General features: G+C 51.7%; 13 protein-coding genes. 3 read left to right on the top strand and 10 right to left on the bottom strand.

Annotated features, from left to right (window positions below; all coding sequences use genetic code 11):
- Positions 1 to 15 precede the first annotated feature (15 nt).
- The 8 genes from ACJJIK_RS11365 to ACJJIK_RS11330 all read right to left on the bottom strand — a co-directional run bounded on the left by ACJJIK_RS11365 (position 16) and on the right by ACJJIK_RS11330 (position 10,641).
- Entirely contained in the window at positions 16 to 2,331 is a 2,316-nt protein-coding gene (locus ACJJIK_RS11365) for an immune inhibitor A domain-containing protein (RefSeq protein WP_444942804.1), read from the bottom strand.
- Between the two features lie 279 nt (positions 2,332 to 2,610).
- Positions 2,611 to 3,930, bottom strand: coding sequence for a sensor histidine kinase (locus tag ACJJIK_RS11360; RefSeq protein WP_444942803.1), 1,320 nt, complete (start codon positions 3,928 to 3,930; stop codon positions 2,611 to 2,613).
- Entirely contained in the window at positions 3,930 to 5,282 is a 1,353-nt protein-coding gene (locus ACJJIK_RS11355) for a sigma-54-dependent transcriptional regulator (protein ID WP_444932273.1), read from the bottom strand. The genes ACJJIK_RS11360 and ACJJIK_RS11355 overlap by 1 nt, the downstream gene beginning before the upstream one ends.
- Before the next feature lie 91 nt (positions 5,283 to 5,373).
- Complete coding sequence (locus ACJJIK_RS11350) at positions 5,374 to 5,913, bottom strand: nuclear transport factor 2 family protein (RefSeq protein WP_444942802.1); 540 nt, start codon at positions 5,911 to 5,913, stop codon at positions 5,374 to 5,376.
- 122 nt (positions 5,914 to 6,035) lie between these two features.
- Entirely contained in the window at positions 6,036 to 7,241 is a 1,206-nt protein-coding gene (locus ACJJIK_RS11345) for an ABC transporter permease (protein WP_444932271.1), read from the bottom strand.
- A gap of 9 nt (positions 7,242 to 7,250) precedes the next feature.
- A complete protein-coding gene (locus ACJJIK_RS11340; protein WP_444932270.1) occupies positions 7,251 to 8,564 on the bottom strand; it encodes an ABC transporter permease in 1,314 nt (437 codons plus the stop codon).
- Positions 8,565 to 8,576: 12 nt separating this feature from the next.
- Positions 8,577 to 9,278 (bottom strand): ABC transporter ATP-binding protein, encoded by a 702-nt coding sequence (locus ACJJIK_RS11335; protein ID WP_444942801.1) that lies wholly within the window; start codon positions 9,276 to 9,278, stop codon positions 8,577 to 8,579.
- A gap of 82 nt (positions 9,279 to 9,360) precedes the next feature.
- On the bottom strand, positions 9,361 to 10,641 hold the full coding sequence (locus ACJJIK_RS11330; RefSeq protein ID WP_444942800.1) for an efflux RND transporter periplasmic adaptor subunit: 1,281 nt from the start codon (positions 10,639 to 10,641) through the stop codon (positions 9,361 to 9,363).
- 369 nt (positions 10,642 to 11,010) lie between these two features.
- Here ACJJIK_RS11330 and ACJJIK_RS11325 point away from each other — a divergent pair, with 369 nt between their 5' ends.
- Complete coding sequence (locus tag ACJJIK_RS11325) at positions 11,011 to 12,513, top strand: SulP family inorganic anion transporter (protein WP_444942799.1); 1,503 nt, start codon at positions 11,011 to 11,013, stop codon at positions 12,511 to 12,513.
- Complete coding sequence (locus ACJJIK_RS11320) at positions 12,513 to 13,415, top strand: universal stress protein (protein ID WP_444942798.1); 903 nt, start codon at positions 12,513 to 12,515, stop codon at positions 13,413 to 13,415. Before ACJJIK_RS11325 ends, ACJJIK_RS11320 begins: the two co-directional genes overlap by 1 nt.
- Before the next feature lie 26 nt (positions 13,416 to 13,441).
- Here ACJJIK_RS11320 and ACJJIK_RS11315 read toward each other — a convergent pair whose 3' ends face one another.
- On the bottom strand, positions 13,442 to 15,115 hold the full coding sequence (locus tag ACJJIK_RS11315) for an aminotransferase class V-fold PLP-dependent enzyme (RefSeq protein ID WP_444942797.1): 1,674 nt from the start codon (positions 15,113 to 15,115) through the stop codon (positions 13,442 to 13,444).
- 176 nt (positions 15,116 to 15,291) lie between these two features.
- On the opposite strand from ACJJIK_RS11315, the gene ACJJIK_RS11310 reads away from it, so the two are divergent.
- Complete coding sequence (locus ACJJIK_RS11310; RefSeq protein WP_444942796.1) at positions 15,292 to 15,768, top strand: Lrp/AsnC family transcriptional regulator; 477 nt, start codon at positions 15,292 to 15,294, stop codon at positions 15,766 to 15,768.
- Between the two features lie 4 nt (positions 15,769 to 15,772).
- Here the strand turns inward: ACJJIK_RS11310 and ACJJIK_RS11305 are convergent, their stop codons facing one another.
- Positions 15,773 to 16,483 (bottom strand): DUF2238 domain-containing protein, encoded by a 711-nt coding sequence (locus ACJJIK_RS11305; RefSeq protein WP_444942795.1) that lies wholly within the window; start codon positions 16,481 to 16,483, stop codon positions 15,773 to 15,775.
- Positions 16,484 to 16,529: the final 46 nt, after the last annotated feature.

The raw sequence follows: 16,529 nt of genomic DNA, 5'->3' as shown, positions 1-16,529 counted from the left end.
CTGTTTTTACTTCTTTTACTTGGTTATGCGTATTTTGGCTACAGATTTATCTCCACTGCGAGAAACTACCCGAACTTTTAAGCCGTAAGGTGTAATAGCGCGGCCGGCATCTGGTATTTCTTCGCTGCTATAGCTCCAGGTATCGTTAAACATGGGATGGCGGCGATTGTAAGTATCACTAAGAGTTACGCCGTAGTCTTCGAGTAAATCCAGAACCATATCGTCAGCTCTGTCGATATTGAAAGTGGCATCGTGAACCTGATAGCGGGTACTGGCAACAGAGTCATCACTCCATTTCAATACATTCTGGTCAGCATCAACAACTCCGAGGAAGCCGTTTCCTGGGTGTACGCCAACCCAGTTATTGTCGTAGCTGGAGTCTACGTACCAAACCAAGAGACCTTCAGTGAAAGTGAGCATCTCGCCGGCTACATTCACATGTGCCAGTCCGGCATCAACGCCGCGATGAGTGCGCCATTCGAGCAGGTAGTAGTGATCGTGCTCAAGATAACCTGGGTTGCGACTAAAGCCTGCCAGACTAAAGTTGCCATCAGTCTCAGCATCATCGAATAGGAATGTTGCATCATCAATTTCGATGGTGATGTCATCGGCAAAAAGACCAGAATTCGCTACGGCGCCATCAGTAATATAGGCAAGCGAAAGGCTAATTTCTTGCCCGCTGTAAGCACTTAAGTCGAAGTCAATATCAATCCAGCCTTCGGAGCTGCCCGTAATACCATGACCAGGATTAGTGCCATTGGGATTGCTGTCTGTAGTTACTGAACCGGGAATGGAAACAAAGCCATCACCTGAATCCACCATAATCGCAGCGTAATCCCAATCCGCCTCAATATCGTACCAGGCTTTGAAAGAGAGGTTTGCCGTTTCCGCATCACTCAGATCAATAGATATTGTCATAGAGTTTTGCAGGTTGTTACCGCTACCACTGAAGTAGGCGTATTCACCGCTGCTGGGCTCGGTAACTACTTCTTGCTTTGCAGGTAGATCAATTCGAATGGCATCGTTATTGCTACCCTTACTAACGGCTTCATCGAGTAATAATTCGATACCACGGCGAGGAATTTCATCTAGCTCGATGGTTTCACCGTAAAGCCAGTTACCGCCATGGTTGTGTTGCAGGTACTCCTTGGCATATGCGGAGAAGCCGGTGGGTTCTGCACCTGGGGTTACGCCAGCCCAGCTGCCACTGGACATAATGGACCAGTAGGAGACAGGTTCTCCACGACCGCTTCCATCGGTGTCGTATTCATCGGGTAGGCCCAGATCATGGCCATATTCATGGCTGACTACCCCCGCAGCGGCATCCGCCGGCTGAATGGTGTAATCATAGGCGGCCATGGCGCCTCCCCAGTAATCTACCTCCGCTGTCGTCCCTTCAAGTGAATAGACTCCGCCAAGATTCCAACGGTGAGACCAAATGGCGTCTTCACCCAGCTGTCCGCCACCAGCTTCTTCACCAACTGACGAGTGGAAGATCATAATATGGTCTACCAAGCCGTCTGCTTCCCAGAAGTCACCATCGCCATCCAGGTCGTAGCGATCTTCAATATCGAAATCTGATAAGTTAATTGTGGGATCGGCAGCGGCGGCTTCCAGAGCCTCGCGAATCAGGGAGCGAGCATCGCCATCGGTATTATTGCCGTAATAAGCTGCTGATTGGCTGGCCATATACCAACCTGCTACAGAGCCTTCAACCGAGTAGCTATTGCCGGACTGCTGCCAGTAAAACTGCTGCATGGATAGCATATTTTCTCCACTGGGGCCGTCAAAGCCGCTTTGGGAGAAAAGCAAATCTGCGTAGTGTTCAGCGGCGTAATCCGCGTAGTACATATCACTTTCCCCTGGCTCAATGCTGTTGTGGGGGAAATCGGGGAACTCCATCAGGATGGCGAGAACCCGGGCTGTGCGCGCTTCGCCATCGTAGTTTTCAAGTTGAATATTTGCAGGGTGGCGGCTGCCATGATTGCGGTGAAGGGAACCTTTCCCCCTTTTAAGTCGAGGGTGTTTATGCCCTCCATGGGCTTCGCGCATCATTGTTACGGTATCGCTGGAGAGATCTTGGGCTCCATTAATACTGTGGGTAGCCCGCTCCTTTAAATAGGTGCGCAAAGTGCGTTCCGCTTCCTCAATCGTTGCCTCTTGGTTGATGCGACCAGAGCGTTTTAGCATATCGATCAACTTGGCTTCGTTGGCAATAACCAGGTCGACTTGGTCTCCCCCTTTTTTGGGTGCGTTGACAGCCTGGGCATTGACTGCCATCAGACTTAAAGCAAGTGTGCCGGCGGACAGCAAACTATTTATTTTTAGCATGATCCCTTCTTGTGCGTTCCGAGAAAAGTAAACAACGATTCTAAAATCCGAATCATAGAAAAAATTCGGATTTCGAGTTATGGCAGCTTAGACTTTTGTTTTTAGCTACAAAAAGATGACGTTTCGAACGGGAGTGGCCGCAATAAAATTATCGCTGCATGGCGCAATTTTAAACTTAAGTGTGATGTTCTTTTATTGGTTAGAGAGTTCCATTTATAGGCTGTGTCTTTTGTTGACTGGTGGATTGTCAGTGATTACTGCGGTATTTTGGGGTGTGAGTTATATTTTTCCCCAAGGCAGCCAGAGGCAGATTTGAAGGCCTCCTCCGGCCCTATTCAAAAGCTGGATCTGCCCATCGTGGGCATCAATGATCTCTCTGCACAGTGCCAGCCCCAAGCCCACGCCCTGCTCCTTGGTTGAAAAGAAGGGTAGCAATGCCTGTTCAAGCACTTTCTCGCTCATACCGCAGCCCCGGTCGGAGAGTACTATTTTCTGGCCAAGGGGATCGGTGCTGACTTCAAGTTCAATATCATCACTATTACTGCCAGCTTCCCGTGAGTTTTTTATTAAATTCAGCAGAGCTTGTTCTATTTGAATGGGGTCAAAGTAGCCGGGTTCCTCCGGTAAAGTGCCCTTTAGGGAGAAGGCTTGAATGGGCATTATTCGGTTGATCAACTCTTGCCAGGTGACGCTTTCACAGCTGGGTGCGGGCAGCTTGGCAAAAGACGCGTAGCCCTGGGTGAACTCTGTCAGGTGTTTACAGCGATCCGCAATAATATCGAAAACCTTTTCCAGAGCCTGCTCTTTGCCGGGTTTGGTGACCAGCATCTTTCCCGAGTGGGCGAGCGATGAAATCGGAGCTAGAGAGTTGTTCAGCTCGTGGCTAATCAGGCGGATAACTTTCTTCCAGACTTCCACTTCTGCACGAGTCAGTTCGCGGGTCATTTCGCGCAAAACAATCAGGCGATGTGTTTGCGTATTGAGTACAAACGTACTATTTCCGATATGGATGGAGTGTGGGCCGTGGCGGTCGGTGTAATTAAATAGGCCGTTTTTCCAGCTGTTAATGGCTCTGGCTATTTCCTTGGGGCTCTCGGAAAGTGCTTGTTGCAGCAGTAGCCCCTGTATTGGTTTCCCGTGATTCAGCAGTTGCTTGGCGCTATTGTTTGAATAAATGATACGATCGTTTTGATCGATCAGTAAGAGAGTCTGTGGAGAGGTTTGGATAACCGTATCCAAAAGGAGTTCCCGCTGATAAATATGTGCGCGCTCTTTGCGCAAGTATTCGCCAACTTCGTTATAGAGTAGCGTTATTTGGCGGAGTTCACTGTCTTTTGGGGGGACAAGGGAAATGGAGAAGTCGCCGTCGCGAAAGTTTAACAGGCCATTTTGCAGGGACTTTAATGTGCTGTTCAGCGGGGTAAGTACATATCGTATTAATCCAATTAATAACGGTAGTGCGAGCAATAGCGCTGTTGCCAGTGAGAGTAATGGGCTAAAGCCGGCTTGAGTGCCGAGCCAGGTGATAACAATAGCGATTATTAACGGTAGGGCCGCTGCGCTGATAAGGCGGCCCTCAAGGGAGAGATATTTCGACATCAATAGGGTATACCGTGTTTTTCCAGGCGGCGGTACAGCGCTTGACGACTCATACCGAGTTCCCGTGCGGCCTGGGCAATAATGCCATTACAATTGGCGAGCGTCTCTTGCAGCAGCTCGCGGCTGGGTTCGAAACTCACCTCCACCTTGTCGCTTGCGCTCTGTTCAGGGAGTGCCAGAACGGCCTCATCGATGGTCTCGCCCTGGCATAGGACGGCTGCCCGCTGCATAACATTTTGCAGCTCCCGCACATTGCCTGGCCACTGATAGCGAGTCAGGGCGTTTAACGCTTGTGGAGAGAGCTTTTTTGAACTGCCATTTTCTGCGAGAAAGCGCATCGCGAGCGCGGGGATATCCTCCGGGCGCTCATGTAATGGCGGGAGGCGCAGCTCTATAACATTGAGCCGATAAAATAAATCCTGGCGAAACTTGCCTTCCGCTATCGCCTTGTGGAGGTCCCTATTGGTAGCGCTGATCACCCGAACTTTAGCTGTGCGGGTTTGGCTGCTACCCAGACGTTGAAACTCTCCAGTTTGTAGAACGCGTAAAAGTTTTACCTGACCACTGGGCGAGAGTTCGCCAATCTCATCGAGAAATAAAGTGCCACCATCGGCAGCCTCAAACCTCCCCTGTCGCGCCCGGTTGCCGGCACCGGTATAGGCACCGGGTTCGGCACCAAACAATTCTGCCTCCATCAGTTCTTCTGGCAGGGCACCAACATTAACTTTGATAAATGGACCTTCTCGCGATAAGGAGTTTGCCTGAATGATCTCTGCAATCTTTTCTTTGCCGGCGCCATTTGGGCCGGTGATTAGAATCGGGACATCAGACTTTGCCACTTGGGTGGCCATCTCCAGCAATTTTTGCATTTTGTCGCTGCGGTAGATGATATCCAGCAGCTGAAAATTTTCGCGCAGTTGACTGCGTGCATTCAGGGCTTGTTGCTGAGTGGCTTGCTGGCGTTTTTGCAGCTCTCCCAATTCCAATAAGTTGTTGATTGTGGATATCAACTTATTGTCATCCCAGGGTTTGCCCAGGTAGTCGGCGGCGCCGGCTCGGACTAGTTCGACGGCCATTTCCAACTGGGTCCAGGCGGTCAGCAGAATGATAGGAAGGTCCGGGTTGATCTCCCGAATAGCGAAGAACAACTCCTTGCCCTCTTCGCCGGAGGTGGTATCCGCAGTGAAGTTCATATCCTGAATAACCAGGCTGATATCGCGGTTCTCCCGCAGGAGTTGGAGTCCGGCCTGGGGGGTAATTGCACAAAGTGGTTGCAGGTCATGTAGGGACAACAGAATCTCCAGGGCGGAGACGATACTACTGTTGTCGTCAATAATAAGTACTTTGTCCATAGTGTCTGAGCGTGCTCTTGATAGTCCCATTATGCAGTGTGTGCTGCTGAGAGGAAATGCCTGCGACATATTTTCCCCTTTACAGGGGGGGCTAGTCGACGCTGTTTGGGTTGGCGGGTTTATGGTCAAAGCTCAATACCCTGGCGAGCCGCCAGGAGCCGTCGACCTGTTTCCAGAGGTGAGTAAATTGAGAACTTTCACGCAAGGTTTCGCTTTTGTCATCATTGATGCCGTAAAAACGATGAATACCGGTTTGAATAGCCCCGTAGTGGTTAACGGGATAGATTTCAATACTATCGATTACTAATTCACGCCGTGCATGAATATCACTGCCATTCTCGCGTTGCTTACACATATTGCTGATGATCCTGACAAATTCCTCACCGGATTTCGCTGTTTGTCCCCACTTATCGTGGTACATTTCAAAGTCTTCGGTAACCAGGTCCTGTGCTTCGCTTAGATCGCAGTGGTTGAATAGCGCATCAAATAAGTGTTGGTCAGCACTTGTAATCTGCTGAGCTAATTCCTCGGATAGCTGGGGGCCGGGAATCACGGGGTGTTGCTCTGCCAGTGACATTGGACTCAGTAGAGCCAGTTCCATGAATATGAAAGCAGAGAGATCCTTTAACATTACCAATATCCTTATTGTTGGCTATATTGGGGCAGTTGGGGCTGCCCCAATATAGGTGGTGGGAGAGGGGATTGAAAATTGCTGGTTTTTTATCGGGGGAGATAAGCCCCCCCGATGATTATTTAAATGCTCCGGGTGGCTGTCGCTGGTGATATGTTTGCTGCTCGCAGTGCTGGGGCCAGTGCGGCGCCAAGGCTGACTAAGAGAACCAACAGCGCGCAAATAGCCAGGGGAGCCAAAGTTAAAACTGGCTGTGAGTAATCTCGAACCATATATTGATTGGCAATCAAGGCTGCCGCACTTCCAACGGCAATGCCCAGACTGGCGATTATCCCGTTTTCTAACAGGAAGTAGCGGCTGATATTGGTGCGGGTAGCCCCTAATGCACGTCTAACACCAATTTGCTTGGCCCTTTGATTAATCCAGAATATGGTTAGGCCTACAATGCCAAGAGCTACAATAAAACTTAACATGGCTGCAACAGTAGACAGGACTTTAACCATTAAATTATCGCGAGCATAACTGCTGGCGACATACTCTGTAAGAACTTTTGTTTTTATCACTCTTTGTGGGTCGCGTTCAGATAACTTCTCCTCTAATACCTTCAATACGTCATTGAGCTTTCCTGGTTCAGCCCGAACTAAATAGTTTATATCTTGTGTGTTTCTAACGACGGGAAAAAAGGCTACATTACCTGCCTTTGACCATCCTACCCAGGCACCCAGGTGCCTCTCGACAACACCAATAATTTCAATTGGATGGTTGTTGCCATCATATAAGGGTTTACCGATTGGGTCCTGGTTAGGGTACAGTTTTTCAGCGAACTGCTTAGTGATAATGGCAACTGACATTTTCCTAATTTCATTAGGGTCAAAATACTGCATTTCCACGTCTGTGAAATTGCGACCCGCAATTAAATTAAGACCTAGAGTATTAATAAAGTTTGGATCTGTATTGTAGCGGTTGGAGACGACCCCACCGATTTCCTGATTTGGTTGCGTGTAAAATACGCCGGCAGACCCTGATTGTGATAAGGGTACTTGCGGTGTAACAGATGCATCCTTGACATGGGGAAGTTCGCGGAGCAATTTTAAATCAGAAGACGCTGCATTGATCATGTCATAATCTTGGGGGATTGCCATAACATTTATAGCAATAATTTCTTCCACGGCAATACCTGTAGGTCGTGCTATCTTGTCAATGCGATCCTTTACAATAACCACAATATTACTGATGATCGCTAGTGTTAATGCTAGTTGTATAGCGATTAGCATTGCTGAGATTTTGTTGCGCCAGAGGGCAGACAACATAGGTTTCAATTCCAACATGATTCGGCCTTACTGGGTTTTCAGATAAATAGAGGGGTTGGTACGGCTGATACGCCAAGCGGGATAGATTCCTGCGAGTAGGCTTGCAATCAAAGCGAGGCCGATGGCTGCAATCATCATTACCCAATCCATCGTGGCTACAGTATCCATTTGCCCCATGGCTAGGTAGCGGATTCCATTAATACCCATAGCCGCAATAAATATTCCGGCGATACCACCGATCACTCCAATGGCAGAACTTTCAATTAAGTGTTGGGTGAAAATAGCGCCTCGGCTCGCTCCTAGGGCGCGACGGACACCAGCTTCGGGTGCTTTACGCAAAAATTTAGCCAGCAGTAAAGCTACTGCATTGATGACGCAAACTAATAAGAAAGCCAGAGATATCCAGCCCAATACACGATTATCATCTCTGAGGACCTCATTGAGAACCAGCCATTCAGAGGGCTTGCTCAGGGCGAATTTTAATGGTCGTGCAAAGCGCCCTTGTGTTTTTTCACCATTAATATATGCAGTCAGGAAATCTTCATATTGAACTTTTTGCTCACTACTATTTATCTCGACCCAATACTGTATCCAAATATCCTCACTCTGTAGGAATCCTTCGTAGCCATGGCCTTCACCATTTTTCCACCCATTGGTGTTTCCCCAGCTGTATATTTCCAGTTTCCTGTGTAGTCCGAAAGGCACAAACAGTTTTTCGGCGCTGCCAAAGACATTGTTGTTAAGGTCATAAACTTTAGGAGCGGGCTCCCAGTGATCAATAACACCAACAACGGTAAAGGGCTCGCCGTTTAGGCTGATAGTTTTTCCTACACTATCTTCGCCAGAAAACAATTTGTCATTCATCGACTTGGATAGAACAACAACTGTTACGTGAGAAGAGTCTGCTTCATTTTCCCAGGTACCACCATAGATAAAAGGCACATCAAAAAGGGAAAAGAAATCGCGCGTAGTGACGCGGGTAGATGCGGTAAAAGGGCGCATTGAGGATTCTTCAAGTTGAACCGTAAACCCGAAGCGATGCATGGCAACCTGACGAGTTGGAATATCTGAGCGCAGTAGCGCTTGTGTATCTCGGTAAGTCAGTTGCCACGGTATCTCATTGGCTGTATCAGCAGCTTCCTTAGGGTTCCAGCCATCCAGTTGCACAGCGAAAAGAACATCATCTTTATGCTTGAGTGCGTTTTGCGACATCATATAGTTGAGGGTGAGTACCGTCATCGAGGCACCCACACCCACAGCAATAGCAGTGATCATCAAACCACTTAAAATTGGAGTACCGCGCAAGCTGCGCAGGGCCAGGGAAATATAGTATCCAAACATGGTGCGGGCTCCTTAAGCAGTCACGGCAGCAGGCTGCTCGGGAACTGCGCGCAAGTCGCATACCTGCCCGTCCACAATCTGGATATTGCGATGGGCGCGGCGAGCGAGCTCTGGGTCGTGGGTGACCATAACGATGGTGGTTCCCCACTCGTTAATAAATTCCAGTAGCTCCATAACTTGGCGGGCCATTAAGGAGTCGAGATTGCCGGTGGGTTCGTCTGCCAGCAGGAAGCGGGGTTCGCCGGCTAAAGCGCGGGCGATCGCGATACGCTGCTGTTGTCCACCGGACAGTTGTGCCGGCAGGTGCTTGGCGCGAGCGGACAGGCCAACCTGCTCTAGCACCTTCTCAATACGCTTGCGGCGCTCTTTTGCATTGAAGCCTCGATAGCGCAGGGGGACATCGATATTGTCGAACAGGGTCAGATCGGGAATCAGGTTAAATCCCTGGAAAATAAAGCCGATTTTCTCATTGCGCAGCTGTGAGCGCTGGCGGTCATTGAGATTGCTGACATTGTCGCCATCGAGCAGGTACTCGCCATTGGTGGGGGTTTCCAGCAGGCCGGCAATATTGAGGAAGGTGGTTTTGCCGGAGCCACTGGGGCCGGTGACGGACACGAATTCGCCCTCTTTTACTTCGAGACTAAAATCCCGCAGCGCGTGAGTTTCGATAGTATCGGTGCGAAAACTTTTGCGGATATTGTTCATTTTCAACATTGCGATATTCCCTTTTTCTTAAACTTCAAATAATTGATTCGTTGACTCAGGGGCTATAGCCGGCCCCAATTTGAATTCGCGCTTAATCGGTTAAGGCAACCAACTGGGCACTCTCAAGCTCTTCAGAAGAGGAGATAATGATTCTGTCCCCCTCCTGTAGGCCGGAGATAATTTCCACCTGTTTTAGGCCGAAGGCGCCTATCTGTATGGATACCCGCTCCGCCTGTTGTTCACTGTTCAGGCGGAATACATAGTTGCCACCGCTTTGATCGAGAAAGCCGCCGCGTTTGACCAGCAGGACGTTATTGCGGTTTTCCAGCAGAATGCGGGCGGTGAGGCGGAGGTTTTGCCTCAGCTTTTGCGGTTGTCCCCCGGTAAAGCGGACCCGCGCAACGACTTGGCCGTTAATGACCTCTGGAGAGATTGCGGTAATTTCCCCCGGCAGTTCTTTTCCAGCGAGATTGATGGCCACCGCCATACTGATGCCCAGGTCGTCGGCATAGTTTTCCGGTACTTTGGCTTCGAGTTCGAAGCTGGTGAGATCGACTACCGTAATAAGAGCTGTATTGGCACCAACGGCGCTGCGCTGCGCCACCGCCAGACTGCCGACAGTGCCGTTGACTGGAGAGACAATATTCAGCTCCCGGACACGGCGCTCGGTCTCCTGTACCTGTAGGCGCTGCTGGGAAACCTGAAGCTCCAGGTTCTGGGTCTCGAAAGTCAGCGACTCCTTCTCCAGCTCGGCATTCTGTACGGCTTGCTCGTACTCCAGCTGTGCGCGGGTCATATCGTCGTTGGTCTTTTCAAAATCCAGCCGCGAGATGATCTGCTTTTCCATCGACAGTTCTGCGCGTCTCAGTTCTCGCTTGGCGGCAGTGAGGTTGACCTTGGCCAAGTCGGCTTTTTGTTGGTTCTCCATATGCTGGCGTTTGGCCTGGATTTTCTGTCGTTGCAGATTCACGCTGAGCTGGTTGAGTTGGGCATTTTCCTGAGCCAGCTGGTTGGACAGTTCCGGACTGTCGAGGGTGGCCAGCAATTGCCCCGCCTCAACGGTATCGCCAGCTTTAACAGCAAACTTGACGATGCCCTGGGCCGGACTGAACAGGGTGGGGCTATTGGCGGCGACCACTTGCCCCTGGACCACCAGGTCCCGCACCAGATCTCCGCGCTGGACCTGGGCGATATTGATTTGAGACAGGGAGAGGGTGCTGTCGACGGAGCCAGTGCGGTGCCAGGCGTTGACACCCCAGGCCAGAAATACCGCCGTCAAACCTGCAAATATCGAGGCTTTGACGACCTTTTTGTTCTTCCAAACCGGCACGGCTTCTATCTTGGTATCTTGTCCGGAAGTATCTCTAATCATTGCGGCTTTCCGTTTTCTTGCTGTTTTGCCCGTCATTGCTATTTGGATGCAGGCTTTTGGAAATTTGGATTCAGCGTTAAAAATCTGCTTTCCAGGAGAGGTTTGGCAAGAAACATGCCAACTTTTAAATCACGTATAACCTACTGAAATAAAAGGATTTTTTGTTTTTTTGTAGATTACTGCTGTTTTACGGGTGTCCGCAGAAAGTGTCCGCTGTCCGCCCTGTCCGGAGGTGGACAGCTGTGGACAGAGGGGCCATTTTCCAGTGGGGAGCTGGGGGAGGGGGCTGCGGCCATGCGGGGCCACCGCCGTTTATGGTAGAGTGCGCGGCCTTTTTTTGATCAATCTCAATTTAATTAGCTGTCTCCTATGTTTCCTTCGCTGCTCTCATCGACCAAAGCCGACTGGTTCGGCAACATACGTCGGGATGTTCTCGCCGGCCTGGTAGTGGCCCTGGCTTTGATCCCCGAAGCTATCGCCTTCTCAATTATCGCGGGTGTTGACCCGAGAGTTGGGCTTTACGCCTCTTTCTGTATCGCTGTTGTTATTGCATTTGTCGGCGGCCGCCCGGGAATGATTTCCGCTGCCACCGGGGCCATGGCGCTGCTGATGGTGACCCTGGTGAAAGAACACGGGTTGCAATATCTACTCGCGGCAACCCTATTGACGGGGGTCTTGCAGATTATTGCCGGTTACTTAAAGCTGGGGAGTTTAATGAGCTTTGTCTCCCGCGCTGTGGTGACTGGGTTCGTCAATGCCCTGGCGATACTGATATTCCTGGCGCAAATGCCCGAGCTGATCGGCGGTACCTGGGAAGTCTACGCAATGACGGCGGCGGGCCTGGGGATTATTTACCTGTTCCCTTATATCCCCGTGATCGGCAAGGCGGTGCCATCGCCACTGGTGTGTATCCTGCTGCTCACCGCAGTGGCGGTAACTATGGGGTTGGATATTCGCACTGTCGGCGATATGGGAGAGTTGCCGGATACCCTGCCGATTTTCCTCTGGCCAGAAGTGCCGTTCAATTTTGAAACCCTGCAAATTATCTTTCCCTACTCCGCAGGTCTGGCGGTGGTGGGTTTGCTGGAGTCTCTGATGACCGCGACGATTGTCGACGACCTGACCGATACTACCAGTGACAAGAACCGCGAGTGTAAGGGCCAGGGTATTGCCAATATTGCTGCGGGCAGCCTCGGCGGTATGGCTGGCTGTGCCATGATCGGCCAGTCCGTAATCAATGTGAAGTCCGGTGGCCGTGGTCGCCTCTCCACCCTGGTGGCCGGTATCGGCCTGCTGACCCTGGTGGTGTTTATCAGTGACTGGGTCGCGGTGATTCCCATGGCGGCGCTGGTGGCGGTCATGATTATGGTTTCCATCGGCACCTTTGACTGGAGCTCCATTCGCAACTTAAAGCACTACCCCCTCTCTACAAATTTGGTCATGATTGCCACTGTGGTTGTGGTAGTGTGGACCCACAACCTGGCCTATGGTGTATTTGTCGGTGTGCTGTTGGCATCGCTGTTCTTTGCCAATAAAGTCAGTCACTTTATGTATGTGAGCAGCTCTCTGGATGAAAAGCAGAGTCGCCGCACTTACAAAGTTATTGGGCAGGTATTTTTCAACTCTGCCGATAAGTTTACCGCTTCATTTGACTTCAAAGAGGTGGTGGATACGGTGGTGATCGATCTCAGCCGCGCGCACTTCTGGGATGTTTCCGGAGTTAATGCGCTGGATAAGGTGGTGCTTAAGCTCCGCCGCGAGGGCGCGCGGATTGAACTGGTGGGGCTAAACAAAGCCAGTGAAACGATCGTCGACCGTTTCGGCGTACACGATAAGCCCGAGGAAATTGAGCGGGTTCTTGGAGGACATTGATGGTCGCAAGCAGCAGCAATAATAACAACGAGAACACAGTCAATGGTGGCAGTGCCGCCCTGGTACTCTCCTGTATTGATGGCTCTCATTACACAGGAGCGGTATGTGATTACTCGGCCTGGCTGGCCAGGAGCTTGCAGGCACCGTTAAAGCTGTTGCACAACATCGAAAGAAGCAATGTCCCTGCGGTGACCGATTTTACCGGCAGCATCGGCCTGGGTAGCCAGGAGGAGTTGCTGGAGGAGTTAACTGCGCTGGAGCAGCAGCGGGCGCAGTTGATGGTGCAGCAGGGCAAGCTGATGTTGCAGGCCGCACGCAGTCGCGCTGAAGAGGCGGGGGTGCAAAATATCCAGGCCTGTCAGCGCCACGATAGTCTGACCGAATCAGTCGTGGAGCTGGAAGACTCCATCCGCGCGCTGGTGCTGGGGATTCGCGGTGAAGAGCACGGTGATTCCGAGCGGGGGCTGGGGGCGCACCTGGAGACGGTGGTGCGCTCGCTGCACAAGCCGATTCTGGTGGTCAACCGGGACTTCAAGGCACCGAGCAGGGTGATGTTGGCCTACGATGGCAGCGAGGCCTCGCGCAAGGCTCTGGCTATGGTTGCGGAGAGCCCGCTGTTTCGCGAACTCTCTTGTCACCTGGTCCATGTCGGGCCCGCTGAAACTGCGGAGAAATTATTGGCCGAGGCCTCGGCAATACTGGACTCCGCCGGATTGGCCAGCACTGCCAGCAACCTCACGGGCAATACGGTTGAGGCTTTGGTGGCCTATCAAACTGAGCACCAGATTGACCTGACCGTGATGGGGGCTTTCAGCCACAACCGCCTGCATGACTTTCTGTTGGGAAGTATCACCGCAAAAATGCTGTTGAAAACCCGCCAGCCTCTGTTACTTCTGCGCTAGGCGCAGCTACTCCTATAACCTTGTCGCTAAAGTGCCAGTGCCGCTTCCCGGGGACTGGCATACCAGCGCAGGGATTCCGCCTCGTCTGGCAATCTTAAATCGTAGAAATGGGCTTCGCGGTTAATTCGGCGAAGTTCTTGTTCTCCCATCTGCAAATAGTCTCTAAGTTCTAAACTGCATGGGTTTTCTGCGACCGGCTCGGCCTCTGTTGCGGAAAATGTCAGTTTGGGGATATCAACGGATGTTTGCATCGTCTTACCCTGATATCGCCAGACACCGGTCAGCGGATCAAAGCGGTAAAAGGGGAGCAGCCTCCAGCCGTATTTGGCCACCAAGGCCACTGCCTCCAGCAGATACTCGAAGACTTCCTCACTGATGAAGTAGTTAAAATTGAGTCTCACCCAGCCGGGCCTCAGCACCTTGTGGCCCTTTAGGATTTGTGTTTCCAGGGATTTACTGTGGGCCATATCGATGCCCAGTAAAGCGTGGCCATAGGGGCCGGCACAGGAGCAGCCTCCGCGCACTTGGATTCCAAATAGATCGTTCAGCAGCGCCACGACAAAGCCGTAATGCAAGTCCTTCTCCTGCCATTTAATACGCAGGGAAATGATCGACAGCCGTGGAGCGTCAGTATTGCCGAGAATTTCTATCGCCTCTTCCCGCGACCAGCGTTGCAGCGCGCGCTGTAAAAATTGGTTTTCGCGCTGGCTGATCTCTTCCGTACCCACGGTTTGTTGGAGCTTAAAAACCATACCGGCCCTAATCGATTCGATAATGGCCGGGGTGCCGCCCTCCTCGCTGCGCTCGGCGTCCTCCAGGTAGCGGTGGTCCTCCGGTGTCACATAGAGGACAGTTCCGCCTCCCGGTGTGGCGGGTACTGAATTTTTCAGCAGGTCTTCGTGTACAACCAGAATACCCGGAGTACCCGGCCCACCGATAAATTTATGGGGGGAGATAAATACCGCATCTTTTTGCCCGAGGCCATCCGCTGTTGCCGGGCCCTGCATATCAATTTGTACATAGGGCGCTGCGGCGGCGTAGTCCCAAAAAGAGAGGGCGCCGTACTTTTTCAGCAGTGCGGTTACCTTATCCACCTCGGTTTTGATACCAGTCACGTTGGAGGCCGCCGAAAAGCTGCCGATTTTGACCGGTCTATCGGCATGGGCGCGCAGGGCTAACTCCAGTGCATGCAGGTCCAGTTTGCCATCGCGGTTCAGTGGAATAGATACCAGATCGGCAATGCTTTCTCGCCAGGGGAGTTCATTGGAGTGGTGTTCATAGGGGCCGATAAAAATAACCGGGCGTTGATGCGCTGGAATCCTATCGAGGAGCTGGTGTTGTTTATCCAGATCTGCGGGTAGGCGCAGATTGAGAATATCGATTAATTTATTGATTGCGGCTGTTGCACCGGAACCGCAAAAAATGACTTTGTGGCTGTCACTGGCGTTGACAGCCCGGCGAATTTCTTCCCGGGCCTGCTCGCGCAGTGCCGTGGTATGGGCGCCGGTATAGGAACTCTCGCTGTGGGTGTTGGCATAGAAGGGCAGCGCCTGCTGGCGGATAGCATCTTCGATAAATGTCAGCGCGCGCCCGGAGGCAGTGTAGTCGGCGTAGACCAGTGGGCGCCTGCCAAACGGCGTCACTATTGGCTGCATATCGCCGATGACCGAATTGCGGATGTATTTGATCAGGTCTGCCATGATTTCTTTCCCCCTGTTATTTGCTGATCACTCTATCCGGATAAGCCCGAAACAATGTCCCTACTTGTATCTGTTATTATTTTCTTTGTGAAATATCGTGCCGATAAAAGGCTATTTATCGTGAATTTGAACCGATTGCTTTTTTTGTGATCAGAAGGGGCGCTGGGGGATTTACTATGACCGTGGGATTAAGCAAGCAGGACAGGGCGATACTCGAGTTGTTACAGGCGGATGCCACTCTGTCAGTGGGGGATATTGCCGAGCGGGTGGGGATGTCCAAATCGGCATGCTGGCGCCGTATACATCGCCTTGAGGAAGATGGGGTGATTGGCGACAGGGTGACCCTGCTCGATCAACAAAAATTAAATCTGCCCCTGACGGTCTATATCTCAATCCGTACCAATCAACACAACGATCAATGGGCTGCCCGTTTTGCTGAATTGGTGCAGGGAGTGGCGGAGATTCTCGAAGTTCACCGTATGAGTGGCGACCTGGATTATTTGATTAAGGCGGTTGTGACCGATATGCCCGGTTACGACCGCCTCTACAAGGAGCTGATCAAGGCCGACCTGTTTGATGTCAGCTCCAGTTTTGTGATGGAGACGATGAAGCAGACCACCCGCCTACCACTGAATCACGCGCTGTCTAAATAGCACTTTAGCCGCGCCGGCTGTTCCACCAGTGGCGCAGGCGGGCCTCGCCCAGGGCTCTGTCACCAGGGGGAGCTTTCAAGCTATTGCGAATCTCACTCCAGGCGTTGGAGTTCAGCCACAGGTTGAGGGCAAAGACCAGCAGCATCGTGGTGATGGAGCCGAGCCCTGCCAGCAGCATATCTTTTTGTGCGTCCCAGATATCTCCCTGGGAGCCGAGGAAGGCGGCCCCCAATTCTGGGGAAACAGCCTTTGCCGCCTGCCACTCGATGATTTCGTAGATGGAGGAAAGCGCAAAAGTGACGTCTACCGGGAAGAAGTAGCCCCAGAAGCCTCGTAGCCGGGCCAGGCGCACTAGAATCTCCCGCACGGGATAGGCTAGCAGCAGGCCAAAGCTGAAGTGTACCAAGCGGTCGTACATATTCCGCTCAGAGCCCAGCCACGCCTGCAATGTGTAGCCAAAGGGTGTTTCGGCATAGGTGTAGTGGGAGCCGATCACATGGAGACACATAAACAGGGTGATCAATGTGTAGGAGATATTCGATAGAGGAAAGGTCCGCGCACTGAGCAAAATTACCGGCAGAGCGGCAAATACTAAATAGTTCTCCAGCAGCCAATCGTCGGGGTGCAGAGGCTCCCAGGCAGACCAGCCCCAGGTCAGGGCAAACAGGGTTAGCAGGGATAGGCGGAACCCGTGTTGGTGAAGGAAGTTCAGCATATATTTGGCGCCTCTACGTCGGGCTATAGCGATTGGCGCCAGGATA

This window comes from Microbulbifer regidiadema (SeqCode), from assembly GCF_052466995.1.
Note: the sequence above shows the minus strand (reverse complement) of the source record. Positions and strands in the feature narration are given on the sequence as shown.

Excerpts from the sequence above, each read along its gene's own strand:
- ACJJIK_RS11340 (WP_444932270.1), bottom strand. The coding sequence starts at position 8,564 with ATGTTTGGATACTATATTTCCCTGGCCCTGCGCAGCTTGCGCGGTACT.
- ACJJIK_RS11335 (WP_444942801.1), bottom strand. The coding sequence starts at position 9,278 with ATGTTGAAAATGAACAATATCCGCAAAAGTTTTCGCACCGATACTATC.
- ACJJIK_RS11305 (WP_444942795.1), bottom strand. The coding sequence starts at position 16,483 with ATGCTGAACTTCCTTCACCAACACGGGTTCCGCCTATCCCTGCTAACC.
- ACJJIK_RS11325 (WP_444942799.1), top strand. The coding sequence starts at position 11,011 with ATGTTTCCTTCGCTGCTCTCATCGACCAAAGCCGACTGGTTCGGCAAC.
- ACJJIK_RS11350 (WP_444942802.1), bottom strand. The coding sequence starts at position 5,913 with ATGTTAAAGGATCTCTCTGCTTTCATATTCATGGAACTGGCTCTACTG.
- ACJJIK_RS11345 (WP_444932271.1), bottom strand. The coding sequence starts at position 7,241 with ATGTTGGAATTGAAACCTATGTTGTCTGCCCTCTGGCGCAACAAAATC.
- ACJJIK_RS11355 (WP_444932273.1), bottom strand. The coding sequence starts at position 5,282 with ATGGACAAAGTACTTATTATTGACGACAACAGTAGTATCGTCTCCGCC.
- ACJJIK_RS11320 (WP_444942798.1), top strand. The coding sequence starts at position 12,513 with ATGGTCGCAAGCAGCAGCAATAATAACAACGAGAACACAGTCAATGGT.
- ACJJIK_RS11365 (WP_444942804.1), bottom strand. The coding sequence starts at position 2,331 with ATGCTAAAAATAAATAGTTTGCTGTCCGCCGGCACACTTGCTTTAAGT.
- ACJJIK_RS11330 (WP_444942800.1), bottom strand. The coding sequence starts at position 10,641 with ATGATTAGAGATACTTCCGGACAAGATACCAAGATAGAAGCCGTGCCG.
- ACJJIK_RS11310 (WP_444942796.1), top strand. The coding sequence starts at position 15,292 with ATGACCGTGGGATTAAGCAAGCAGGACAGGGCGATACTCGAGTTGTTA.
- ACJJIK_RS11360 (WP_444942803.1), bottom strand. The coding sequence starts at position 3,930 with ATGTCGAAATATCTCTCCCTTGAGGGCCGCCTTATCAGCGCAGCGGCC.
- ACJJIK_RS11315 (WP_444942797.1), bottom strand. The coding sequence starts at position 15,115 with ATGGCAGACCTGATCAAATACATCCGCAATTCGGTCATCGGCGATATG.